The following is a 23,016-nucleotide window of genomic DNA, read 5'->3' on the forward strand; positions in this document are numbered from 1 at the left end:
CCCCTGCCCTGGTGGGACGCCCCGGCAGGACTAGGACGGACGACGGTGTCAGGCACGGCACGCTTTCGCCCCACCATAGGTGGGGAAGCCCCGGAAACCCGGGGTACCGCCGTCGTGCGTTGCCTGAAAGCGTGCCCCGCGTGACGCGGGTGCAGCCTCAGCTCACATGACGGCGGTGGCGTTGGCCGGGGAGCCGGTGCCGCCGGTGATGTTCAGCGGCTTGATGCTGATGAATGCATCCCACGTGCCCGTGCACCGCATGTGCCGGGCCAGGGGGCCGAGCCGCCACAGCTCCCCGAGCAGCATGCCGAGCTTGGCCAGGAGCTGCTGGTGCATCATGCCGTGATCGTTGAAGGCGGACTCCCGGTAGGGGCTGTCCGGGACGGCGGGGAGGCATTCGACGGCGAAGGTGTCGGCGGCGATGACGGCAAACCGGCTGTCCCAGGCCCAGGCGACGAACTCCTGCGACTGCGCCACGCCTGTTGCCTTCCGGCTCTCACGGAGGCGCTGTTTCTCTTCCGGGTCCAGCGCGAGGAACCATTCGCACCACCCGGTGTGGAGCAGGAGGATGTCGCCGGGGCGGGTGGTCAGGGACTGGGACTCCATGGCCGCCTGGAGCAGGTCCAGGTCCAGGGGTTCCCCGCCTGCATGGTCGATGGGCTCCCCCACGCTGTTCCGGAAGCCGTCGAGGTCCACCAGGACTCCCCGCCCGGCGATGGGGTGTTCAGCCCATTCCTGGATGCCAAGGTCCGGCGTGCCCTCGGTGATCCGGTGGTCCGGGACGCCGTCGTAGAAGCCAACATCATCGGCACGGCGGTGCCGGAGCCCGTCAATCTGCGTCGACCCCTGGAGGTAATACCCGTCCAGGTAGTCATCCCGGTGGGCAGGGTGGGAGGAGTAGATGGTGTGCCGGGGCGCGCTGCGTTTGAGCGACATCCCCGGGTCAAAGGCATCTGCGGGATAGTCCAGCCCGAACACGGTCCCGGACCGGATGCTGTTCCTGGCCTCAAGGAGGGCAGCCGGCGTGATGAAGGACGGCGTGCCCCTGCCCGGTTCCGGGAACAGCCCCCACGATGTACCCGCCAGGTTGCCCTCCCTCGCCAGGAGCTCCGCGAAGGTGGGAAATGTTCCGGGTACGGTCATCGCGTGGTGGCTTCCTGCTGTTGCGTGGCGTGTTTCCGGGGGCGCTGGTAGCTGAGCAGGAACCCGGCCACGGCGCACACCGATGCGGCAATGCACACGGGCGGTTTGACGTAGGTGTTGAAGAACTCGAGCCAGGCGTTCTGCCCGGCCACGAGGCCCGCTGCCTGCCCGGCAACGAACAGGACGCCGCCTACGAGGAGGGCACCAAGGGTGAGGGTGAAGACGGTCTGGATGAACCTTCGGGGTGTGTTCATGGTGGTTCCTTAGATGGGCAGGATGCCGAGGATGATCAGCACGCCGATGACCAGCAGGGGCAGCGCATAGTGGGTGAGCAGGCGGGCGAAGGTCTTGATGGGATTGACGTCCGCGATGCCGCAGGCCACATAGAGCGGTGCACCACCGGGCGGGACCGCGGCCTCGCAGGAGGAGAAAACAAGGACGGCGACGGCGGCAGTGGTGGCGGGCACCCCGGCAGCCACGAGGGCGGCAACGCCCACCGTTCCCACGGCGGCCATCGTGGCGGTGGCGGAAAGCGGGGCCGCGACCGCGATGACGATCAGCCCGATCAGGATGGCGAGCAGCCAGAGGGGAAGGTTCAGCCCGTTCAGCAGGGCGGTCATTTGCTTGGGCAGGCCGGTGGCGGCGAGCGCGTTGGCGCCGGCGAAAGCGAAGAGCACCGTGACGCCGACGATGCCGAACCGCGGGGCCGAGCCCTGCAGCAAGGTTCCCCAGTCCCGGCCGGTGCGGGGCAGCCGCTTCCTGCCCAGCAGCGCACCAGTGATGAGGAGCACCACCGGGATCCAGACGATCACGCTGACAGACTTGCTGACATCGCCGCCGGTCCAGTCGGAGAGGGCCGAGGTGAGGAACCCGGAAGTGATGGCAAGGGGGATGGCGACGACGACGAACAGCAGGAGCGTGGCCCAGCCCTGGCCGAACGCGGTCCGGACGGACAGGCGGTGGGCGGCGTCGAGAGGTGCCATCCCGCTTTTCCTGATGAGCATCCAGGTGACGATGAGCCGGTGGAGGAAACACCACAGGCCGCCGAACAGCAGGGGAAGGACGAGGGCGTTGATGTTCAGCAGGGGCCCTACCGTGGCGGAGCCGACCAGGACGAACATGGAGGCGCTGAACGGGAAGGTGATTCCCATTCCCGCGTTCCCGGCCACGAGGGTTGCTGCGGCAGGCTTGTCGAGCTTGGACTTTTCCATCCAGGGAATGGTCACCGAGCCTACCGTCGCGGCGATGGCAGCCTGGTTGTGGACCACTCCGCCCAGGCCTGCGGAGGCTACCGTGGAGACCCAGGCCGGGCCGCCCTTGACCCCGCCGATGAGCGAGTTCAGCAGGTCGATCAGCCGGTCCAGGACGCCGCCCTTGTCCAGCAGGTAGCCCATGAAGACGAAGGCCATGGTGGCGTAGACGATCTCGTCGGTCGCTGCCGAAGAGAGTGCCGACCAACCCACCTGTGCCGCGGCGGCCCCGGTAAACGGCAGGACCACCAGGAAGCCCAGGATCATGGCCTCCCCCACGCTGCGCTTGATTGCTGTCGTCCAGAGCAGGATGACGGCAAGGTAGGCGCCCAGTGCCCAGATGCCAATCATGCTGCTGCTCCTGTCGGCGGAATGCCGGTTGATGTTGAAATCACGTTTTTCCCGTTCCTGATTGTGCCCTGCTGTGCGGTCAGCGCAAGGCCGGTTCCGTGGCCTGCGCCATCCGGGCGAGGGCGGCGGCGGAGGCGGTGGTCATCTCGGCCGGGACGCCGAGGTCCGAAAGATAGCTGGCGGTGTCCTGCATCTCCTTGGAGCGGCGGACGGCGTGTTTGGCGGTTCCGGTGAGGAACCTGTCAATGACAGCCTGGCCATCCCCCGCCAGCTGGTTCGCGATCTGGCCGCGGATCCAATCCTCCAGGCCGGCCGCCTGGCCGGCCGTGACCGCTTCGACCACGACGGACGCCATGCCCTTCATGAGCACGCTGCGAAGCAGTTTGTGGGCCATCGCTGCACCTGGCTCGCCGTCAGCGATTTCCACCTGCACGGCGAGCGGTCGCAGCAGTTCCGCAACGGCCTGGGCGCCTGGACCGCTCACCATGAGCGGGGTCTTTTCCCCCAGCGCGGAGACGGGTCCAAGGATGGCGACGTCGGCAAAGCGGGCTTTGCCGGGCAGCTGTCCGAGTTCCTGCATGACGCCAGGGGAGGATGATGTGAAGTCGGCGTAGACGCTGCCGTCGCCAAGGACCGGCAGGCATTCCTGTGCCACACTGCGTGCGGCGGCGGCTCCGGTCATCACCAGGACGATCTCAGCCCCGGTACATGCTTCGGCCGCGGTGGCCCTCCGGGTGACGCCCTCCGGCGTGGTGGGGGCCACGGGGTCGAACCCGGTGACCTGGTGGCCCGCAGCTGCGAGCGCTGCGGCGTAGGTGGCTCCGGCTTCGCCGAGGCCAATGACGGTGCACGCTGTCATGGTTTGCTCTGTTCCTTCTGGTGACGTTCTGGTGGCGGGGCGGTTCAGTTGCGGCCGGCGACGATTGCCTGGCGTCGGCCGGTCTCGTCCGCGAACACTGCTTCGGCGGCTTCGGCGACGGCGGCGGCCTGGTCCCGGGGGATGACCACCACGCCGTCGGAGTCACCGACGATGACATCGCCGGGCAGGACGGGGACGCCGCCGAAGGCGACGGCGGTTCCCAGCCTGAAGGGGCCGTCCTTGTAGGGACCGGCGGGCGAAGTAGCCCGGGCGAAGACGGGCATGCCGATCTCGCCCAGCGCCTCGGCGTCGCGCGCTGCTCCGTCCAGCGCGAAGCCCGCGACGCCGAGGTTGATGGCGCGCTCCCCGATCAGTTCACCAAGGAGGGCGCGGGATTCATCGGCACCGCCGGCGACCACAATGACGTCACCTGGATGGGCCAGCTGCAGGGCGGCGTGGATGCCCTTGTTGTCGCCGGGACGGGTCCACACGGTGAACGCCGGTCCGGCAAGCTTCGCACCGGGCCACACCGCCTGGATGGCGGAGTCCGCGACCCCGAGCCGGTCCATGGCGTCGCCGATATTGGCGGCGGGCAGCTTGGCGAGCCGGTCCACGATGCCCTGGTCGGGGCGGGCAAAGTCGGCGCTGGTGTCGATGGCTGGAGTTGTCATGGTGGGGTTCCTTAGGGGGTGTGGATCAGTCTTTTTTCTGGACCAGGGGAAGGACCTTCTTGAAGTCGTCTTCCTGGCCTGCCCAGAACTTCTGGTAGTCGGTGCCGTTGAGGTAGCTGGTCTGCAGGCCCAGGTCCTTCATCTTCTGCACCACAGCAGGGTCTTCGATGGCCTTCTCGATGGCGGCTTCGAGCTTTTTGGCCACGTCAGCCGGGAGCCCGGCGGGAGCGGAGTAGCCGCGGGCAGTCCCCGCAGTCAGGTCGTAGCCGGACTCCTTGAACGTGGGGATCTCCGGCAGTGAGGGGGCGCGGTCCCCGGACATGACGCCCAGCACGCGTGCCTTGCCCTGCTTGCTGAGGTCGTTTACGTCGCTGACGTTGGCCACCAGGACGTCAACATGCTTGCCCAGGAACGCGGTGGTGGCCTGCGAGGCGCCCTCGGAGAAGTGGACCGGCGCGAACTCCGAGCCGGTACTTTCCTGGATCTGGGCCAGGGCAAAGTGTTCGCCGGTCTGGATGCCCGTGGTGCTGGCGGTGAGTGACTTCGGCTTGGCCTTGACCGCGTCCAGCAGCTCTTTCAGGGTCTGGTACGGGCTGTCCGGCTGGACGGCGATGACGGTGGGGTCGATCACCTGCCGGCCCAGCGGCTGGAAACTGTCCCTGGTGTACTTCGCGCCGCGGGCCGGGTCCAGGGGTGAGACCACCACCGAGGGTGATCCGGTGGCACCGATGGTGTAGCCGTCCGGCTTGGCACCGGTCAGGGCTGTATAGCCGATCTGGCCGCCGGCACCGGGCTTGTTGATGACCTCGACGTTGGTGCCGAGTTCCTTTTCGAGGACCGGCTGGATGAGCCGGGCGGCGGTGTCCACGGCGCCGCCCGACGAGAAGGCCACGATCAGGTCGATGGACTTGCCTTTCTTGGGGAAGTCGCCGGCGGCCGCACCGGAATTGCTGGCTCCGGCGTTGGCGCCGCAGCCGGTGAGGGCGAGCAGGGACGCGGCTGCGACCGCTGCGAAGATCTTCTTGCGTGACATGGTTCTTCTCCTTTGAAGGGGTGCGGGTGTAGGGGGTTACGGGGTTGGGAGTCAGGCCTCCGGGTCCTCCATGAGGGCCTTCGGCTTGCGGAGTTTGAGCAGCGGACTGCAGATGATGAGCAGGCCGATGCCGATCAGGACGGCGGAGATGGGACGGCTGGTGAAGACGGTGAAGTCGCCCTGGGAGATTTCCAGCGATTCGCGCAGGGAGCGTTCCATCAGCGGCCCGAGCACCAGGGTGAGCACCATCGGAGCCAGGGGGACGTCGAGGTTCCGCAGTGCCAGGCCAAGGAGGCCGAAGCCGATCATGACGTAGACATCAAAGACGCTGAAGTTGATGGTGTAGGCCCCGATGACCATGAACACGAGGATCACTGCCGTCAGGATCGGGGTGGGCACGCGGAGGATGGACGTCCAGAGCCCCACGAGCGGGACGTTCAGCAGCAGCAGGAGGACGTTGCCGATGAAGAGGCTGGCGATGATGGCCCAGGCGATCTCCGAGTGCTCCGTGAAAAGGCTGGGTCCGGGGGTGAGGCCCTGCTGCAGGAATGCGCCCATCAGCACGGCGATGGTGGGCGAGGCGGGAATGCCAAGGGTGAACAGCGGGATGAGGGCAGCATTGGCGTGGGCGTTGTTGGCGGTCTCCGGACCGGCGACGCCTTCGACGGCCCCCTTGCCGAGCTCGTGGCGGAACCGGGAGAACCTTTTCTCCGTGGCGTAGGAAAGGAGCGAGGACACAGACCCGGTCATGCCGGGAATGAGGCCCAGGCCGAAGCCGACGCCGGTGCCGCGGGCCATGGCGGGTGCACTGCGGCGCCATTCCGTCCGTGACGGGAACAGCTGCCGGAAACCGGGGGCATGCACCACCGGGGTGGGCTCGTTCCGGCGGAAGGAGAGGATTTCGGAGAGCCCGAAGACGCCGACGATGACGGCAACGAAGCTGACCCCGTCCATCAGGTTGTCGATCCCGAAGGTGAAGCGCGGTGCTCCGGCCACGGGATCGATGCCCACCATGGAGATCAGCAGGCCCAGGGCGCCGGAGATCAGTGCCTTGACCATGGACTTTCCGGCCAGGGCGACCAGCAGCGAGATGCCCACCACCATGAGCGCGAAGAATTCGGGCGGCCCCACCAGCAGGCCCATCTCACCAAGCGGCTTGGCGGCGGCCACCAGGCCGACGGTCGCAATGGTGCCGCCAATGAAGGAACCGACGGCGGCCAGCGTCAGTGCCGCTCCGGCCCTCCCCATTTTTGTCATGGCATGGCCGTCGATGGTGGTGATGGCCGAGGAGGCTTCGCCGGGGGTGTTCAGCAGGACGCTGGTGATGGTGCCGCCGTACTGGGTGCCGTAGAAGATGGCACACAGCATGATGATGGACCCTGCGGGGTCCAGGTTGAGCGTCAGCGGGATGAGCAGGGCCACGCCCGCGACGGGTCCGACGCCGGGCAGGACGCCGATGATGGTGCCGAGCAGGCAGCCGAGGAAGGCAAACAGCAGGTTCTGCCAGGTCATGGCGGTGGCAAAGCCGCCAAGCAGTTCATTGAGGGTTTCCATGCCTAGAGTCCGATCAGGTTCAGCGGAGTAAATGCCGAGACGGGAAGGGCCACGTTGAGGCCGTAGTTGAAGGCGTAAAAGGCGCCGACGCTCCCCGCCAGGGCGATGATCAGTGAGGGCACCCATGCCCGGCGTCCGCGGATTTTCAGGTGGTAGAGCAGGAACGCGAACATGCTCAGCTGGAAGCCCAACAGGTCCATGACCGCTGCCAGGATGACCAGGCTGGCCACGACGGAGATGACCACCCCCTTATCCACGCCCTCGCCCTTGGCGCTGGGCCGGCGGAGTTCCTGGAGGAGCCAGACTGCCGACATCGCCACCAGGAGAGCCCCCATCGCAAAGGGGAACAGGCCGGCACCCGGCCCGAGGGACGTCCACAGGCCAAGGCTCACCGAGCTGACCAGGACATAGATGCCGACGGCGGCGAAGGCGCCGATCCCCGCCAGCACACCGGGGGCAACCCGAATGGTGCTCCCTGCTTTCGTCGTGACTGACTCCGTTGTCATGAGTTTCCTTTTCACTGCGCGTCATTGCGTTTCACAGAATGAAACTATATTGCGTACTGAGAAATAGTGACAGGAGACACAGGGACTGTCAAGCGCAAAGAACTTACATAGAATGAAAGAATGGCGACGACGACTTCCACCACGGCCGGCACGGCAGAAGAGGGCCCCAAGTCCTCGAACATGCGCTCCCTTTCGAGGGCCATGGAGGTCTTTGCCGAGTTGCAGCGGGCCGAGCGGCCGCAGCGGCTCAGTGACCTGGCCCGGAACTGCGGCATGAGCCTGCCCACCACGCTGCGGATCCTGCGGGTGCTGCAGGATTTCGGCATGGTGAGCCAGAAGGACAAGTCCTACCGGATCGGCCCGGCCGTACTCCCGGCGGCAAAGAGCTTTCTGGAGAACGATCCCCTGGCGGTCGCGGGCCGCCCGGTTCTGCAGCAACTCGCGACCCAGACGGGAATGTCTGTTTCCCTGCACACCCGGCTCGGGTTTGAGCGGATTCTGGTGGCAAGGGTCCAAGGTGAAGCGCCCATGCAGTATGACCTGCCGCTGGGTAAGCGCCTCCCGCTGACGCGCGGCGCGGCGGGAAAGATCCTGATCGCGGGTGCCACCGACGCTGAGCTCAAACAGGTGGTAGCGGCCGCAATTGCCTCCGGTCACGAGGAGCAGGGATTCACGATAGAGGAACTGAAGTCGCGGCTGCCCGAGCCCGGCTGTGACTACGCCTATTCAGCGAATGAGCGCGTGCTTGGCGTGCTCTCCGTAGGGGTGGCATTGACGAACAGAGCCGGCCGCGCCAACGAATCAATGGCGTTGAACTGCCCTGCGGAAGCGACGACAGAGGAGAAAATCAAAGCCAACGTTCCGGAACTGCGCCGTGCCGCCAGCCGGCTCTCCGAGCTGCTCGAGGGCTCCGTTTACTGAGCCCCTGACCGCCTACCCCAACAACAAGGCGGACGACGGCGTCACGCACGGCACGCTTTCGGCCCACACGGGGCGGGAGAGCCCCGGAAACCCGGGGACCCGCCGTCGTCCGCCGCCTGAAAGCCTGCCCGGCGTGACGCGAGGACCGCTAATCCAGCTGCACCCCGCGGAGCAGCAGGAGCGTCCCGCCCACCACGACGGCCGACGCCAGGAACACGCCGCCCGCGCCCAGCCCGGCGGCAACGACGCCGATGGCACTGGGCAGGACCACCTGCCCCACCCGGTTGCCGGCGAGCCGCAGGGCCAGTGCCCGCCCCCGCTGCCCAGTCGGCGCCTGCGCCGAAAGCCACGACATGGTCAGCGGCTGGCCGATGCCCAGGCCCAGCCCCAGCACGGCCATCACACCAAAGAGCAGCCACGCCGGCATGGGAACGGCTGCGGCTGCCAGCGCCGCGGTGGACAAAGCCAGGCTCACCACCAGCAGCCGCATCCGGCCAATCCTCCGGGACACCGTGCCCAGCAGGAGCCGCGACACCATGGAGAAGACGGCGCGGACGGTCAGCATGGCGCCCACGGTGGCCGCGGTGAGTCCCCGGTCGGCGCCGAGGGCCGGCAGGTAGACCATGGTCAGGTCCACCACGGCCAGGACGGTGGCGCTGGTGGCGAGGGCACGGGCCACGCCGGGAGCTTTCAGGAGGGACACCGCATTGCCGCCGGGTACAGGGCCGCTGGCCTTCTTCCTCCCGGCGCTGACATGGGCCGGGACAACAAAGGTGGTGGCGAACAGCACCAGGCCCATGACGACCGAAAGAAGGAAGATCGCCTGGGTGTCGGGACGGATGGAAGCGCCTCCCACCAGGGAAATCGCCAACGGCCCCAGGGCCTGCCCCAGGGACGCGGCAAAGGTCAGGTATCCGAGCGCGGAGTCCATCCGGGACGAAACGGCATTGTTGGCCACCACCGCCTGCTGCCCCACGACGCACGCCAGTTGCCCGGCCCCCAGCAGCGCGGTTCCGATGACCAGGGCCACGATCGAGGAGCCCCACAGCAGCAGGAAGGCAGAGCAGGAGAGGACGACGGCGGACCCGATCGCCATGAGCCGGCGCTCACCCAGTCGGTCCACCAGGCCGCCCGTGGGCACGGCGAGCAGCAGCGGAAAGACGGCGTAGCTGGCGGCCAGCAGTCCCAGGGCGAACCCGGGGACATCGAGCTCAAGCGCACGGTAGGTGGCTGCCGGGCGGACCAGGAAGGTGACGGCCTGGATCAGCGCCGAATGGACCAGCAGGGCGGTGGACGTGCGCCGCCCCAGTTCGCCGATCATGCGCCGGCGCCGGTGGCGCCGGAGATGGCCCGCACCGCAGCGTCCCGGGCGCCCATCACGTGCTCGAACGCGATGGCGGCGGCCTTCTCCGGATCGCCACTGGCCACTGCATCCACCAGGATCCGGTGCTGGGCGAGGGCCTGGTGGCGGCGCTCCTGCGTGCTGTTGGTGAAGTGCCGGTACCGTTCCATGTGGCTCGAGATCTGGCCGTGGAAGCGGCGGGCCCAGGAGTTGCCGGCGATCGCGGCGATTTTGGCGTGCAGCGCCATGCCCTGCCGCATGGCGTCGTCGGCGAACGTCACCATGGCTGCGTTGCGTTCCAGGATGCCCTTGAGGTCTTCGACGTCGCCCGGCGTTGCTTTCAGGCAGGCGTTGCGTGCCATCAGTGATTCCATTGCCGCGCGGACCTCGTACAGTTCCGAGATGGCGCCTTCGTCCAGCGCCGGCACCAGCACCCCGCCGGTGGGCTGCTGCTCCAGGAGGCCCTCGGAGATGAGGCGCCGGATGGCCTCGCGCAGCGGCGTTCGGCTCACCTGCAGCGCCGACGCCATCGCCGGTTCGTAGATGCGTTCCCCTGGCTTCAGCTCAAGCCTCAGGATGCGGCGTTTCAGCTCGGCGTAGACAAGATGGGCCCCGGTGTTCCGGGTGGGTGACTCTGGCATCGTTTAGACCTCCAGCAGCCATCATACTTGTATACATCTATACACATGACCTCCCCGGCTAGCGGGGCCGCGTGCAGGCACAGGAAGAAGGGGCAGCAAGCGCTGCCCCTTCTTCGTTTCCTGTCGGGACTAAGCGGGCTCCGCGGTCCGCCCGGCCTTCCGTCCCTCGAGGTCCTCCAGGGTGGTGCCCCGGGTATCGGAGGACATCAGGGTGGCCACGGCCGAGACCAGGCAGATGCCGAGCGTGGCCAGCCCGATGGTCAGCGGGATGTTGGCGGAGCCAGGAGGGGCGATCGCCGTGAAGATGCTCGGGAAGAACGACGCAATCATGAGTCCGATGTTCTGCGACACCGCGAAGCCGGTGACCCTGATCCGCATGGGGAACTGCTCCTGGAAGAACGTGGCGAAGGTTGCGTTCCACATCTGGAAAAAGATGCCCTGCACGATCACCACGCAGACGAAGACCAGCGGCAGGCTCCCCTGCTCGATGGCCCAGAGGTATCCGGTCACCAGCACGCCACCGATAACGCCTCCGGCCGCCATCAGCATCCGCCGGCCAATCCTGTCGGACAGTGCGCCGAACACCGGAATGGTGGCCACTGCCGCGATATTGGCCACCAGCGTCACCCACAGGAACTCGCTGCTGGAGAAGCCGTTGCCGTAGCCCTTCTGGGTGGCAAAGGAGACGCCGAAGATCAGGGTGGCCATGCCGATGACGTTGGTGAAGGTCATCAGGATGCAGCGGAGCAGTGCGCCCGGCCGGGTGCGCAGGAGCTCGGCCAGCGGAAAGCGCTGCCGCGCCTGGGCCGGCCCGGACTGCGCGGCGTACGCAGGGGGTTCGGTCGCCCGGCGGCGGATGAGGTAGCCGGCGAAAATGACGACGGCGCTGAGCAGGAATGGGATGCGCCAGCCCCAGGCACCGAACTGGTCAGCCGGGAGGAGGGCGGCGAGCGGCAGCAGGACGGCGGTGGCAAGGATTGATCCCACCTGCGTGCCCTGCAGGCTGAAGCTGGCGAAGAATCCGCGCCGGGCGTCCGGCGCGTGTTCGACGATCATGGCGCTGGCGCCGCCCAGTTCTCCGGCCACCGCGAAGCCCTGGATCAGCCGGAGGATCACCAGCAGGGCGGGGGCGAGGAGGCCCACCTGCCCGTACGTGGGCAGGAGCCCGACGGCGAAGGTCGCGAAGCCCATGAGCAGCATGGCGAAGACGAGCACCTTCTTGCGACCGTGCCGGTCCCCGTAGGCCCCCAGGACGACGGCGCCTACCGGGCGGGAGACGTAGCCCACCGCATAGGTTGCCAGGGAAGCAATGATCCCCACGGTCGGGTTTTCTGCCGGGAAGAAGATGGTGGGGAAGATAAGCGTGGCGGCCAGCGAGTACAGCGCGAAGTCGTAGTACTCAAGGGCACTTCCAATCCAGCCGCTCATCGCCGCTTTCCGGGGGTCCCGGGGACCGGTTGCGCCTTCCTGTCCTGCATGGACGACGCGGGTTGGGGTGGTGCTCATGATGCTTTTGTCCTTCGTCTTCATTGGCAAGGAACCGGACCGCTGGCCGCAGTTGGGGCTTGGGCGGTGGCTGGGCCGCATCCCCCGGACAGAGGATGGCGCGCAACTCTTGAATCGATTCACCCAATATAGAAGGTGACGTTCGTTACGTCAATGGGCAAGCGCTATCCGGCCTGCTGCGGAACCGGGACACCACTGCTACCGGCTGGAGTAGTAAGCCGCGGCCATGTCCTGCTTGCTGCGGCCCTGCCCGGCTGCCCGGTCCAGCCTTGCGGCGAACGCTTCGGCACCGTCAAGCTTCAAGCCCTGGTCAGCTGCGGCGTCCACAATCAGGTGGGCGTCCTTGCAGGCGGTGTCCACGGCGAAGGACGCCGGCTCGAGTCCCCCGTCCAGGATGAGCCCCATCTTGGTCCGCAGGTAGGGAAGGTCCAGGCCGCCGCCGTCGATCACGTTGAGGAACTGCTGCGGATCGACGCCCAGCGCCTCCGCCAGGGCAACCACCTCACCGGCGGCATTGGAGGCAGCAATGACCCAGCTGTTCACCACGAGTTTGAGCCGGGTTGCGGAGCCGTCGGCAGGGTCCTGCCCCGTCCAGATGGTCCGGGCCCCGATGGCATCCAGCACCGGCGCCACCCGCCGGCGCACCGAATCGGGTCCGGCGGCAAGCACCAGGAGCTGGCCGGCTTCGGCCGGGGCCCGGGTGCCGGAAACGGGCGCCTCCACCAGGTCCAGGCCGAGCTCCGCGGCCAGTTTGGCCAAAACGGGAACGTCCTGGACGCCCACCGTGGTGGACTGCACCCAGGCCATGCCGGGCCGGACGCCGGGGGCCGCAGCCCGCATGACATCTTCCACCGCGGCCGCGTCGTAGAGCATGGTCAGGACCACGTCGGCCGCCTTGACGGCGTCGGAAGGGCTGGCGGCACGACGGGCGCCGTCAGCAGCCAGGGGTTCCGTTTTGGCCCCGTCCCGGTTCCACACCGAGACTTCATGGCCGGCCCGCAGGAGGTTCCGTGCCATGGCTGCTCCCATGATTCCCGTCCCGAGCACTGCGACTTTGAGCTTGGTATCCATCGAGTCCTTCTCCTGGCTGCGTTGGGGTCTGCGTCTACCTATTCAAGGTCTCCATGATTTCCCGACTTATTCATGCCAATGCTTTTCGGCACGCACGTTCCGGCAGAATGTCGGTGCCCAGGCCTAGACTCGTGCCCATGAGCGACAGCAACCAGGAAACAATCGGCAGCCCCGAACCGGAACCGAATGCAGGACTCAACAGGGACCCGGAAGACTGGGTGACGGGGGATGAGCCCATGACGGCGGCGCAGCGAAGCTATCTCGATACCCTTGCACGCGAGGCGGGCGAGGAACTTCCCGCGGACCTGAGCAAGGCGGACGCGTCAAAGCACATCGACCGGCTGCAGCAGCGCAGCAACCGCGTGGGCGGCGATGGGGACAACAACGCCGGCAGTTAGGCACATTGACGGTCGACGCCGGAAGTGACGGCGGTTCCAAAGGAGCCCCGTCAGTGGCTGCGTTGGGCCGGCTGGATCAGGCGCCAGCCGATGGCTTACCAGACCTGGTGTTCGCGGGTGAGGCCGAAGGGGACGGCGTCGCTGAGGTCCACCGTGAACTTATCCACGCCATGGCGGGTCACCAAAATGCCGCGCCGGCCGATGAGTGCATGTGCCTTGGCGGCTGCGACGGCGGCGTCGAGCTCGGTGTCCATGCTCTGGCGGTCGGACACGGTGAGGGTCAGCGGGAAGTTCATGGGTCTAGCCTTTGTGTGTTGGGGGTTAGGGGGTGATATGCAACGCCTGCGCTCCCCAAGGCCGCAGGCGAAGTTGGGAACCTTTGTGCCCAGCTCATGATGCCCGAGTGATGGATCACCAGCAACTTGAAAAATCAAGTAATAAGTCGCCGCAGGTCAAGGCGTGACGGCTGGAGCCTGCCTCGGCAATTACGGGCGCCAAAGCACCGTGAATTAGAGTTGGACAGGAGTGGAAGCTGTTTCCGAACGGCTCCGCTGCCCTGACCCAGCCCTGCGGCAGAACCCAGCCACCAGCACGACACCACACGTGTGCCACGACCTGACAAGGATCCGCCATTTCCACCGACGCCCTCTTCGGCAACCTGACCAGGATCCGCAACGTCATCCTCCCCACCCCCGTGCGCAGCGCACTGAATTCCGGGCGCGGACTGCTGGGCGGCTTCATCGTGGTGCACCTTGTCTTCCTGGTCTTCGCCGCCTCCCTCTCCCTGCGCGGGGAAGCCTTCAGCGACACGTTCATCTACCGTGACTGGGCCATGGCCGGCTTCAACGACGCGAACTTGAGGGGCGGGCCCAGCCCCTGGGTATACCCCATCCTGGCCTTGTTCCCCATGGCCATTGCGGGCCTCGCAGGTCCTGGACCGTTCTTCTTCCTCTGGGTCCTCATGACAACACTGCTCAACGGCTGGGCGCTGCTGAAACTCACCGCACGGGGCCGCAACGCCAACGCCATCCCCGCGGGCTGGTGGTGGCTGGCCTTTACGTTCCTTATGGGCTGGCTGGGATTCGCCCGCGTTGACGGCCTCACCGCCCCCCTGGTCCTCGTGGCGCTGGCATACGGCGTCCAGCGCCCGTTCATTGCCTCGGTCCTGCTGGCCATCGGCACCTGGGTGAAGGTGTGGCCGGCGGCCATCATGCTGGCCCTCTTCGCCGTCGTCAAGAACCGTCTGCTGGTGGTACTGGCTGGAATGGCGACGACGGCGGGCGTCATTGCGGTGGCGGCAGCCCTGGGCAGCGTCCCCAAGCTCCTGAACTTCCTCACCCAGCAGGGCGACCGCGGCATGCAGCTCGAAGCCACCTTCACCACCCCGTGGCTGTGGCTTTCCGTCCTGAACGTGGGCGGCTCCCGGATGTACATGAACACGGACATCAACTCCATGCAGGTGGACGGTCCGGGCACCGCCACCATGTCCGTGCTGATGCAGCCGCTCCTGGTCCTGGCCGCCCTGCTGGTGGCTGGCCTGGCTTTCTGGGCGCTCCACAACGGCAAGCAGCACAAGGTGGCCGGCGGCGTGGACCGGACTGAATTGCTTCTGGCCGGCGCCCTCGCCCTGGCAGCCGCCTTCGTGGTGTTCAACAAGGTGGGTTCGCCCCAGTTCATGGTGTGGCTGGGCCCTGCCGTCGCCGTCGGCCTCGCGCACAGCTGGCGCGAATGGCGCGTCCCGGCATTGATGCTGATCGCCATCGCTGTGGCCACCTACTTCATCTACCCGCTCTTCTACGACGCACTCAGCCACAACAACCCGTGGATGGCGCTGGTGCTGACCATCCGCAACATCCTGGTGGTGGTCCTGTTCCTGTGGAGCGTCCGGCGCCTGTATTCGCTGGGCAGGAAAACCGCCGCACCCGCCCCCGCGCTCAAGGAGACCTGAGATTTCCACAAGGTTCTTTGACCGTTTGGTGACGGTCCGCAGCAAGGTCCTGCCGGCCAAAGCAGTGGATTGGTTCGGCCGCCCGTCCAGCGTGTGGTGGGGCTTCGCCGTCGTCCATCTGTACTTCCTGGGCTGGATGGCGTCCTTCTTCCTGAACGGCGAAACGTTCAGCGACACCGAGCAGTACCGGCAGTGGGCCGCCGCCGGGTACAACCCGGCGGACCTCACCGGGAAGATCAGCCCGTGGGTTTACCCGGTGCTGGCGCAGATCCCCATTTTCGTCGCCAACATCGCCGGGCCCAGCCTCTACCTGCTGGTGTGGTTCCTGATTATCGCGGCACTCAATGCCGTCGGCCTGCTCTACCTGACCCGCGGCCAGCGGAGGGTGACGGGCGTGGCCCCGGCGTGGTGGTGGCTGTTCTTCACCGTCTTCATGGGCTACCTGAGCTTCGCCAGGGTGGAAGGCATCACCGCACCGATCGTGCTGATCGCGCTGATCTACGCCGCGGAGCGGCCCGTGGTGGCGGGCGTCCTGCTCAGCATCGCCACGTGGATCAAGGTGTGGCCGGCAGCGGTGCTGGTACCCATCGCCATCGCCAGCCACAAGCGCGTCCAAGTGGTGCTCGCCGGCGCCGCCGTGACCGCCGTCGTGGGCCTGGGGACCTGGCTGACCGGCGGCCTGCCGCACATCATGGACTTCCTGTTGAACCAGGGCGAGCGCGGCATGCAGCTTGAGGCCACGTTCTCCACACCGTGGGTCTGGCTGAGCGTGTTCCACATTGCCGGCTCGAAGATGGCGGACAACACGGCCATCAACTCCACCGAGGTTTACGGTCCGGGAGCCAGTACCGCAGCTTTCCTGATGCAGCCGTTGCTGGTCCTGGCCGCCGTGATTGCAGCCATCCTGCTGGTGCGCGCCATGCGGCGGGGCGCCGAACGTGAGGAGCTGTTCCTCGAGGGCTCCCTCATGATGGTCACGGCGTTCATTGTGTTCAACAAGGTGGGCTCGCCGCAGTTCATCATCTGGCTGGCACCGGTGGTCATCGCCGGCCTGACCCACGACTGGGAGCGCTGGAAGGTGCCCGCGGCCCTGCTGATGGGCATCGCCATGACCACGTTCGTGATCTACCCGCTGTTCTACACGCCCCTGATCCACGCCCATCCAGTCATGGCGGCCATCCTCACCACCCGCAACGTGCTCCTGGTGGTGCTGCTGTGGTGGTCGGTGAAGCGGACGGCCGAGCTGGGGCGCAGGACGTCCTCCCGGGTACCCGCGGGCGCGTAGCCGTTTCGGGCGCGCTTCGTCCGGCTATCGGCTTTTGGACCGGTCGACGGCGGCGGGGGCCTGGGGTGCGCTACGGCGGTGTGCCGCCCTGCGCTCCACCGCCCACTGCCAGCCGCGGCGGCCCAGGTCCAGCGGCCTGCCCTCGATGAGCAGTTTCCGGGTATGGACGTCCAGCACCAGCAGGTAGAACGTGAAGGCCAGGGCGGTGAAGAATGCCAGGGACGACGCGTCGATGGGCAGTTCCACGAAGGACCAGACCGAGAGTTGATCCTGCGCCCCGAACACCACGAAGAACGTCACGCCGACGTACAGCGAGCGGATCTGCCAGTCGTCCCGGATGCCGGTGACGGCCAGGAACGGCAGGAACCACAGGATGTACCAGGGCTGGATGATGGGTGAGAGCATCACGACGGCGGTGAACGCCAAGGCCATCCGGCGCACCGCACGGGAGTAGTCGCCGCGGAACATGAGCAGCAGGACCAAGGCGATGGCGGCCCACTTCATGGCGGTCCGCAGCCAGGTGGCCAGCGTTCCGCCGGGCAGGCCCAGGGCGTTGGCGAGCATCTCCACCTGCTGGCCGATGAAACCGGACGGCGAGTAGCCGGTGTAGCCGGGGGTGGGATCCATAATGGCCCAGGTCCAGCCGATGCCCAGGTTGTAGGGGATGCCGCTGAGGGCCAGCACGCCGAAGCTGATGCCGGCCGTTGCTCCCCACATCAGGAATTTGCGTGGCCAGGAGGCAGACGGTCCTGCCCACATGACACCGATGAACGGCAGCAGCAGCACGGTGATGGGCTTGATGCCCACGGACGCGGTGACCAGGAGGATGCCCAGCAGGTAGCGGCGGGTGGCGGCCAGATAGACGCCGGCGACGGCGAGCCCCACCATGAGTGCGTCGTTGTGGGCGCTGGCGATAAAGCTGATGAGGAACAACGGGTTGGCCACGGAGATCCAGAGGGCCCGTGCACCGTTGATGCCGTGCAGTTCTGCCAGCTTGGGTACGTAGATGACGCAGAGCAGGACGCCGACGCCGGCCAGGAGCCTGAAGAGCAGGACTGACGCGTCGGGCTGGGCGCCGGTCAGCCCCACCACAGCCCGCGCGAGCCAGAGGAAGTACGGTCCGTAGGGGGTCCGGTTCTCGGCCCAGGCGGGGTCGGCGCCCAGGGCAAACCAGTTGTTGAGCGTGGAGATGCCCACTTCGTAAGGGTTCTGGCCCTCCTGGACCAGGCGTCCCTGCCCTGTGTAGGCGTAGACGTCGCGGGAAAAGACGGGGACGCAGAACAGCAGGGGCAGCGACCAGGCCGAAATGGCGATGACAACGGACCGCAGCGACGACTTCCCCCAGTCCCCCAACCGCTGGCCAAGCCTCAACCAGGAGCGCATCAGCAGCATGGCTCCGGCCGTCAGCAGCACGGTGGACACCGCCACACCCCACCCTTCGGTGCGGAGCGCGATCACCACCGGCTGGCGGATCATGGGTGAGCCGTTGGCGATCCAGCCGGTGCCGATGGAGCCGACAAACATCATGAGGGCGCCGATGAAGCCTTCGATGGTGGCGAGGTAGGCGCGGCCCCTGGCAGGCGCGGAGGCGTCGACCGGTTTGCCCGGCCTGCTCTCCGACGTCTCAAGGTGTGACCCGCCTGCCGTCATGATTGTGTGGTCCCCTACTTTGTTACGGCGTTGGTTGCACCGGCTCTATGGGCCGCCCTGCAACCCGGTCATTTTATCAGCCACGCTTACTGCTCCTCTGGGAGCGCGGGGTAGTGTTGCATACGCAGCCGAGAGTCACCCGGCTCCTTTCTTCTCCACCCAATTGTCGTCCATGACAGGGTTGGACCGTGCGCATCGTGGCGCGCAATACATTGCCCACCCCGCTCTTGCCCAAGAGCCAAGTCCTTGGAGCCGCTCCTTGGCCGTTGCCGACCGCCCCCGCCCCGCCCGGCAACCGGATAATGTCCTGGCCGCGCTCCGCTCTCCCCGGCAGCTGACCCGTGAGGTCCTCGCCGGCATGGTCACCACGCTCGCCCTGGTCCCGGAGGTCATTTCGTTCTCGATCGTGGCCGGGGTGGATCCGATGGTCAGCCTGGTCGCCTCCATCGTGCTCGCCCTGGCGATGTCCATCCTCGGCGGACGGCCCGGCGTCGTGACGGCCGCCGCGGGCTCGGTGGCCCTGGTCATCGCCCCACTTGTCCACGCGCACGGCGTCCAGTACGTCCTGCCCACGGTGCTCCTCGCCGGCGCCATCCAGGTGGTCTTTGGCCTGGCAGGCCTTGCCCGGCTGATGCGGTTCATCCCGCGCTCGGTGATGATCGGGTTCGTTAACGCCTTGGGTGTGCTGATCTTCATGGCGCAGGTGCCGCACGTCCTCAATGTTCCCTGGCTCGCCTACATCCTGTTCGCCGTAACGCTGGCCATCATTTTCGTCCTCCCGCGCTTCACCAAGGTGGTCCCGTCGCCGCTGGTGGCCATCGTCGTCGTCACGGCGATTGCCATCCTTGCGGGCCTTGCTGTTCCGACCGTCGCCGACGAAGGGCCCCTCACCGGCCGGATGCCGGGAATTACCCCGTTCCTGGTTCCGGTTGACGTTGAGACGTTCCGGCTGGTGCTGCCCACGGCCCTGAGCGTGGCGTTCGTCGGCCTCATGGAAACCCTCCTCACGGCGAAACTGGTCGATGACATCACTGAAACCCCCTCGCACAAGGGCCGCGAGTCGTGGGGCCTGGGCGTCTCGAACATCCTCGCCGGCTTCTATGGCGGCATCGCGGGCTGCGCCATGATCGGCCAGACGGTCCTCAACGTGAAGACCGGTCAGGCGCGTACCCGCATCTCGACGGTTGTGGCCGGGGTGTTCCTGCTGGCCCTGGTGACGGGGCTTAGCTCGATCATGGCGCAGATTCCCATGGTGGCCCTTGCCGCGGTCATGATGGTCGTGGCCGTTACCACGGTGGACTGGCACAGCGTCAAACCGTCCACGCTGAAGCGGATGCCGGTCCCCGAGACGCTCGTCATGGGTGCCACTGTCGCCGTGGTGGTCTTCACCGGCAACCTCGCCTACGGCGTGCTGGTGGGCGTCATCCTGGCGATGGTGCTCTTCGCCCGCCGGGTGGCCCACGTCATCACCGTCGAGCGGACCCTGGCGGACGACGGCGGGAGCGTGCGTTATGAGGTGGTGGGGCCGCTGTTCTTCGGCAGCAGCAACGACCTGGTGGAGCATTTCGCGTACGGCGACGATCCCGCCTCGGTGACCATTGACCTTAGCCGCGCCCAGATTTGGGACGCGTCAACGGTGGCCGCCTTGGACTCCATCGAAACCAAATACGCGGACCACGGCGCGACGGTGGCCATCGAAGGCCTCGATGAGCGCAGCACCGGTTTCCACCGCCGCCTCACTGGGCATCTGGGCGCCTGACCAGCTGGGGCCTGCCTGAGGAATGGCTTCCTCGGTCTACCCTGAGCCATGAGCTTCCAACAGAAGACCTGGCACGAGAAACACAAAGCTTCCCTGAGCACGGGACAGCGGGCCGCTGACATCATGCGCAACGGAATGGGAAGCTGGCCCTTCGTTGCCAGCTTTATCGGCTTCATGCTCATCTGGGCTGCCATCAATACGGTGGCACTGGCCGCCAACGCCTGGGACCCGTACCCCTACATCCTGCTGAACCTCCTGCTTTCAATGCTCGCCGGACTGCAGGGCGCCATTTTGCTCATCGCCGCCAAGCGGCAGGACGCCATTGCCGCGGCCATGGCCCAACACGACTACGACACCAATATCGAAGCGAAAAAGGAGATCGAGCTCCTGATCTCCATGAACCGGGTCCAGCTGGAAATCCTGCAGGAGCTGAAGAAGGCGGCATCCCCCTAGGCCCCGCCCCCTTCAGTCCGCGGGAGCTGCCGTGGATTCGCGGACAATCACATGCGTGGCCAGTTCCACACGGTGGGAATCCAGGACCTCGCCGCGCGCTTGGCGCAGGAGTGATCTGAGGGCAGCCCGCCCCATCTCCTCGAGGGGCTGCGCCACCGACGTGAGCGCCGGTACGCATTCCTCGCCCTGGATGGTGCCATCGAAACCGACCAGGCTGATGTCCCCGGGAACCTTCAGGCCGCAGTGCGCCGCCTCGCTGAGCACGCCCAGGGCGATGCTGTCGCTTCCTGCGAAAATGGCCGTGGGGGGCTTCTTGAGGCCAAGCAGCGCCTTCATCCCGGACACCCCACTGTCCCGGCGGAACCTGCCGCCGGAAATGATGTACTGCGGATCCACGGAGATGCCATGGGCAGCGAGGGCCGCCATGTAGCCGTGGAGCCGCGCCTGGTTGCACTCGGCCCGCTCGATCCCGCCGATGTAGGCAATGCGCCGGTGGCCCAGTTCCAGCAGGTGTTCAGTGGCCGCCTTGCCGCCGGCCCAGTTGGTGGCGCCTACGCTGACAACGTCCGCGGGGGGCGGGTTGAGCGGATCGATCACCACCACGGGAATCCGGCGCCGCCGGAAGGCGTGCATCTGGGCCTCGCTGAATGCCGAGGTCACCACGATCATTCCCGCCCGGCCTTCGTCGACCATCCGCTGGGCGCGGCGCTCGGCGGTGTGCACCGTGGGGGTCGACGGACCGGCGACGCTTACCAGGACCTCGACATCCTCGGCAGCGGCGAACTGCAGGATCCCGTCCAGGACCTCGGTGGTGTAGGCCGAGGTCAGGACGTCCACCACCACCTCGATCACGGTGCTGGTCCTCGCCACGGAACGGCGCTGCACGGGGGATTGATAGCCCGCCTGCTCCAAAGCGGTCAGGATGCGGGCGCGGGTCTCCGGCGCAACATCTTCGCGGCCGTTGACCACCTTGGACACCGTGGGGGTTGAAACCCCCGCCTGCAAGGCAACAGCTGCCAGGGTTGCCTTCGCCGGCCGTGCAGTCTTCGCCACTGGGTTATCCACTCTTTCGAAACATTTCGCTTATGGTTATCTTGCCCGCGTTCCGTCAAGGCGTCAACCGGATACAGCCAGGTATGGGTCCTAGCCAATGGCGTTACCCCTTGACTGTGACTCAACTCACGGCTAGATTGGCACCATCGCTCGCAAAGTTTCGAAAACTTTCGAAAGCTGTGCGGTACGACCACCGACCGAATTGATGCGGGCTATCCGCCTCGGAGCCGAGGCAAACGCCTGCTTCACACGTTACCGGGACCCAGCGTTGAGCCCGGAGGATGAACGGAAACGAAATGAAGATTCGAAAGTTGCGCTCGGCAGCGTTGGCAATTTCCGCAGCAGGTCTGGCAGTCAGCCTCGCGGCCTGCGGTTCGTCAGGTCCTGCCGGCTCAAACGTCAGCAGTGATTCGGCCACCATGTGGGGACTCACCGGCGGCAACCAGCCGGTGCTCCAAAAGTCGGTGGATGACTGGAACCAGGCCAACCCGGACAAGTCCATCAAACTGGATTTCTTCGCCAATGACGCCTACAAGACCAAAGTCCGCACCGCCGTCGGCGCCGGCGAAGGCCCCACCTTCATTTACGGCTGGGGCGGCGGAGTCCTGAAGTCGTACGTCGACGCCAACCAGGTTGACGACCTGACCACCTTCATCAAGGACAATCCACAGGTCAAGGACCGCTACCTTCCCTCAGTCCTAAAAAACGGTGAAGTGAACGGCAAGACCTACGCACTGCCGAACAACAACGTCCAGCCGGTAGTCCTCTACTTCAACAAGGACGTCTTCGACAAGGTGGGAGCCCAGCCCCCGAAGACCTGGGATGAGCTGATGGCCCTGGTGCCCAAGTTCAAGGAAGCCGGTATTGCCCCGTTCTCCCTGGGCGGCCAGTCCAAGTGGCCGGACCTGATGTGGCTTGAGTACCTCGTCGAGCGCATCGGCGGCCCCGAAGTCTTTGCCAACATCGCAGCCAACAAGCCCGGAGCCTGGTCCGACCCCGCCGTCAAGGAGGCGCTGACCAAGATCCAGGACCTGGCCGACGCCGGCGGGTTCATCAACGGCTTCTCTTCAGTCGCGGCAGACAGCAACGCAGACCAGGCACTGATGTACACCGGCAAGGCCGCCATGATCCTGCAGGGTGGCTGGATCTACCAGGGCATGAAGAAGGATGCCGCCGACTTCGTCAAGAGTGGAAAGCTGGGGTACACCACCTTCCCCACCGTCCCAGGCGGCAAGGGTGACCCTGCGAACGTGGTGGGCAACCCCTCCAACTTCTGGTCCATCTCCGCCAAGGCCACGGATGCCCAGAAGAAGGCCGCCCTGGACTACGTCAAGGACGGCATGTTCACCGGCGCCAACACCGACGCCTTGATCAGCTCCGGAGCTGTGCCGGTGGTCAAGGGAATCGAAGACAAACTGGCCGCCTCACCCGACAAGGACTTCCTGACCTTCGTCTACGGACTGGCCAAGAACGCCCCCAGCTTCACCCTCTCCTGGGACCAGGCCCTCAGCCCCGCGCAGGGTGACGCCATGCTGTCCAACCTGGACCAGATCTTCCTCAAGAAGATCAGCCCTGACCAGTTCATCAGCACCATGAACGCCACAATCGGAAAGTAAGGGACC

The 23,016-nt window shown here is 66.4% G+C and carries 22 protein-coding genes; 7 read left to right on the forward strand and 15 right to left on the reverse strand.

The genetic code is table 11. The features are described from left to right. Window positions 1–162: 162 nt before the first annotated feature. The 8 genes from NIBR502771_RS04870 to NIBR502771_RS04905 form a co-directional block, all read right to left on the reverse strand. A complete protein-coding gene (locus tag NIBR502771_RS04870; protein ID WP_141158733.1) occupies window positions 163–1,143 on the reverse strand; it encodes a cyclase family protein in 981 nt (326 codons plus the stop codon). Next, window positions 1,140–1,397, reverse strand: a complete 258-nt coding sequence (locus NIBR502771_RS04875) for a hypothetical protein (RefSeq protein WP_141158734.1) — start codon at window positions 1,395–1,397, stop codon at window positions 1,140–1,142. The genes NIBR502771_RS04870 and NIBR502771_RS04875 overlap by 4 nt, the downstream gene beginning before the upstream one ends. A 9-nt stretch (window positions 1,398–1,406) precedes the next feature. Further along, the gene (locus NIBR502771_RS04880; RefSeq protein WP_141158735.1) at window positions 1,407–2,744 is read right to left on the reverse strand and encodes a TRAP transporter large permease subunit; all 1,338 of its coding nucleotides are present in this window, start codon (window positions 2,742–2,744) and stop codon (window positions 1,407–1,409) included. Between the two features lie 79 nt (window positions 2,745–2,823). Then, window positions 2,824–3,603: an NAD(P)-dependent oxidoreductase gene (locus NIBR502771_RS04885; protein ID WP_141158736.1), complete on the reverse strand. Its 780-nt coding sequence runs from the start codon at window positions 3,601–3,603 to the stop codon at window positions 2,824–2,826. A 44-nt stretch (window positions 3,604–3,647) separates the two neighbouring features. Further along, the gene (locus tag NIBR502771_RS04890) at window positions 3,648–4,274 is read right to left on the reverse strand and encodes a methyltransferase (RefSeq protein WP_141158737.1); all 627 of its coding nucleotides are present in this window, start codon (window positions 4,272–4,274) and stop codon (window positions 3,648–3,650) included. 25 nt (window positions 4,275–4,299) lie between these two features. Beyond that, window positions 4,300–5,307 (reverse strand): tripartite tricarboxylate transporter substrate binding protein, encoded by a 1,008-nt coding sequence (locus NIBR502771_RS04895; protein ID WP_141158738.1) that lies wholly within the window; start codon window positions 5,305–5,307, stop codon window positions 4,300–4,302. 51 nt (window positions 5,308–5,358) lie between these two features. After that, window positions 5,359–6,861: a tripartite tricarboxylate transporter permease gene (locus NIBR502771_RS04900; RefSeq protein ID WP_141158739.1), complete on the reverse strand. Its 1,503-nt coding sequence runs from the start codon at window positions 6,859–6,861 to the stop codon at window positions 5,359–5,361. A 2-nt stretch (window positions 6,862–6,863) separates the two neighbouring features. Then, window positions 6,864–7,367: a tripartite tricarboxylate transporter TctB family protein gene (locus NIBR502771_RS04905; RefSeq protein ID WP_141158740.1), complete on the reverse strand. Its 504-nt coding sequence runs from the start codon at window positions 7,365–7,367 to the stop codon at window positions 6,864–6,866. A 120-nt stretch (window positions 7,368–7,487) separates the two neighbouring features. On the opposite strand from NIBR502771_RS04905, the gene NIBR502771_RS04910 reads away from it, so the two are divergent. Beyond that, window positions 7,488–8,288 (forward strand): IclR family transcriptional regulator, encoded by an 801-nt coding sequence (locus tag NIBR502771_RS04910; protein ID WP_141158741.1) that lies wholly within the window; start codon window positions 7,488–7,490, stop codon window positions 8,286–8,288. A gap of 148 nt (window positions 8,289–8,436) precedes the next feature. Here NIBR502771_RS04910 and NIBR502771_RS04915 read toward each other — a convergent pair whose 3' ends face one another. From NIBR502771_RS04915 to NIBR502771_RS04930, 4 genes are all read right to left on the reverse strand, one after another. Next, window positions 8,437–9,609 (reverse strand): MFS transporter, encoded by a 1,173-nt coding sequence (locus NIBR502771_RS04915; RefSeq protein WP_141158742.1) that lies wholly within the window; start codon window positions 9,607–9,609, stop codon window positions 8,437–8,439. After that, a complete protein-coding gene (locus NIBR502771_RS04920; protein ID WP_141158743.1) occupies window positions 9,606–10,271 on the reverse strand; it encodes a GntR family transcriptional regulator in 666 nt (221 codons plus the stop codon). Before NIBR502771_RS04920 ends, NIBR502771_RS04915 begins: the two co-directional genes overlap by 4 nt. Window positions 10,272–10,400: 129 nt before the next feature. Then, window positions 10,401–11,777 carry an MFS transporter gene (locus NIBR502771_RS04925; protein WP_141158744.1) on the reverse strand — a complete coding sequence of 459 codons (1,377 nt, stop codon included), beginning with the start codon at window positions 11,775–11,777 and terminating at the stop codon, window positions 10,401–10,403. Between the two features lie 198 nt (window positions 11,778–11,975). Further along, window positions 11,976–12,848 carry an NAD(P)-dependent oxidoreductase gene (locus NIBR502771_RS04930; protein ID WP_141158745.1) on the reverse strand — a complete coding sequence of 291 codons (873 nt, stop codon included), beginning with the start codon at window positions 12,846–12,848 and terminating at the stop codon, window positions 11,976–11,978. Between the two features lie 137 nt (window positions 12,849–12,985). Here NIBR502771_RS04930 and NIBR502771_RS04935 point away from each other — a divergent pair, with 137 nt between their 5' ends. Then, a complete protein-coding gene (locus tag NIBR502771_RS04935; protein WP_141158746.1) occupies window positions 12,986–13,246 on the forward strand; it encodes a DUF3072 domain-containing protein in 261 nt (86 codons plus the stop codon). Window positions 13,247–13,341: 95 nt separating this feature from the next. Here NIBR502771_RS04935 and NIBR502771_RS04940 read toward each other — a convergent pair whose 3' ends face one another. After that, a complete protein-coding gene (locus tag NIBR502771_RS04940) occupies window positions 13,342–13,542 on the reverse strand; it encodes a hypothetical protein (protein WP_141158747.1) in 201 nt (66 codons plus the stop codon). 398 nt (window positions 13,543–13,940) lie between these two features. On the opposite strand from NIBR502771_RS04940, the gene NIBR502771_RS04945 reads away from it, so the two are divergent. Next, window positions 13,941–15,194: a glycosyltransferase family 87 protein gene (locus NIBR502771_RS04945; protein ID WP_246839814.1), complete on the forward strand. Its 1,254-nt coding sequence runs from the start codon at window positions 13,941–13,943 to the stop codon at window positions 15,192–15,194. Between the two features lie 28 nt (window positions 15,195–15,222). After that, window positions 15,223–16,479 (forward strand): glycosyltransferase 87 family protein, encoded by a 1,257-nt coding sequence (locus NIBR502771_RS04950; protein WP_141158749.1) that lies wholly within the window; start codon window positions 15,223–15,225, stop codon window positions 16,477–16,479. 24 nt (window positions 16,480–16,503) lie between these two features. Here the strand turns inward: NIBR502771_RS04950 and mptB are convergent, their stop codons facing one another. Then, complete coding sequence (gene mptB / locus NIBR502771_RS04955) at window positions 16,504–18,129, reverse strand: polyprenol phosphomannose-dependent alpha 1,6 mannosyltransferase MptB (RefSeq protein WP_141158750.1); 1,626 nt, start codon at window positions 18,127–18,129, stop codon at window positions 16,504–16,506. Between the two features lie 259 nt (window positions 18,130–18,388). Here mptB and NIBR502771_RS04960 point away from each other — a divergent pair, with 259 nt between their 5' ends. Together NIBR502771_RS04960 and NIBR502771_RS04965 are read left to right on the forward strand one after the other, a co-directional pair. Beyond that, window positions 18,389–19,888 (forward strand): SulP family inorganic anion transporter, encoded by a 1,500-nt coding sequence (locus NIBR502771_RS04960; RefSeq protein WP_141158751.1) that lies wholly within the window; start codon window positions 18,389–18,391, stop codon window positions 19,886–19,888. Window positions 19,889–19,936: 48 nt separating this feature from the next. Beyond that, window positions 19,937–20,341 carry a DUF1003 domain-containing protein gene (locus NIBR502771_RS04965; protein ID WP_141158752.1) on the forward strand — a complete coding sequence of 135 codons (405 nt, stop codon included), beginning with the start codon at window positions 19,937–19,939 and terminating at the stop codon, window positions 20,339–20,341. A 12-nt stretch (window positions 20,342–20,353) separates the two neighbouring features. On the opposite strand, the gene NIBR502771_RS04970 is transcribed toward NIBR502771_RS04965, so the two are convergent. Further along, window positions 20,354–21,394 carry a LacI family DNA-binding transcriptional regulator gene (locus NIBR502771_RS04970; RefSeq protein WP_141158753.1) on the reverse strand — a complete coding sequence of 347 codons (1,041 nt, stop codon included), beginning with the start codon at window positions 21,392–21,394 and terminating at the stop codon, window positions 20,354–20,356. Window positions 21,395–21,690: 296 nt separating this feature from the next. Between NIBR502771_RS04970 and NIBR502771_RS04975 the strand changes: the two genes are divergently transcribed. Next, on the forward strand, window positions 21,691–23,010 hold the full coding sequence (locus tag NIBR502771_RS04975; RefSeq protein ID WP_141158754.1) for an ABC transporter substrate-binding protein: 1,320 nt from the start codon (window positions 21,691–21,693) through the stop codon (window positions 23,008–23,010). The last annotated feature ends 6 nt before the right edge of the window (window positions 23,011–23,016 follow it).

The sequence above is a fragment of the Pseudarthrobacter sp. NIBRBAC000502771 genome (genome assembly GCF_006517215.1).
GTDB lineage: Bacteria > Actinomycetota > Actinomycetes > Actinomycetales > Micrococcaceae > Arthrobacter > Arthrobacter niigatensis.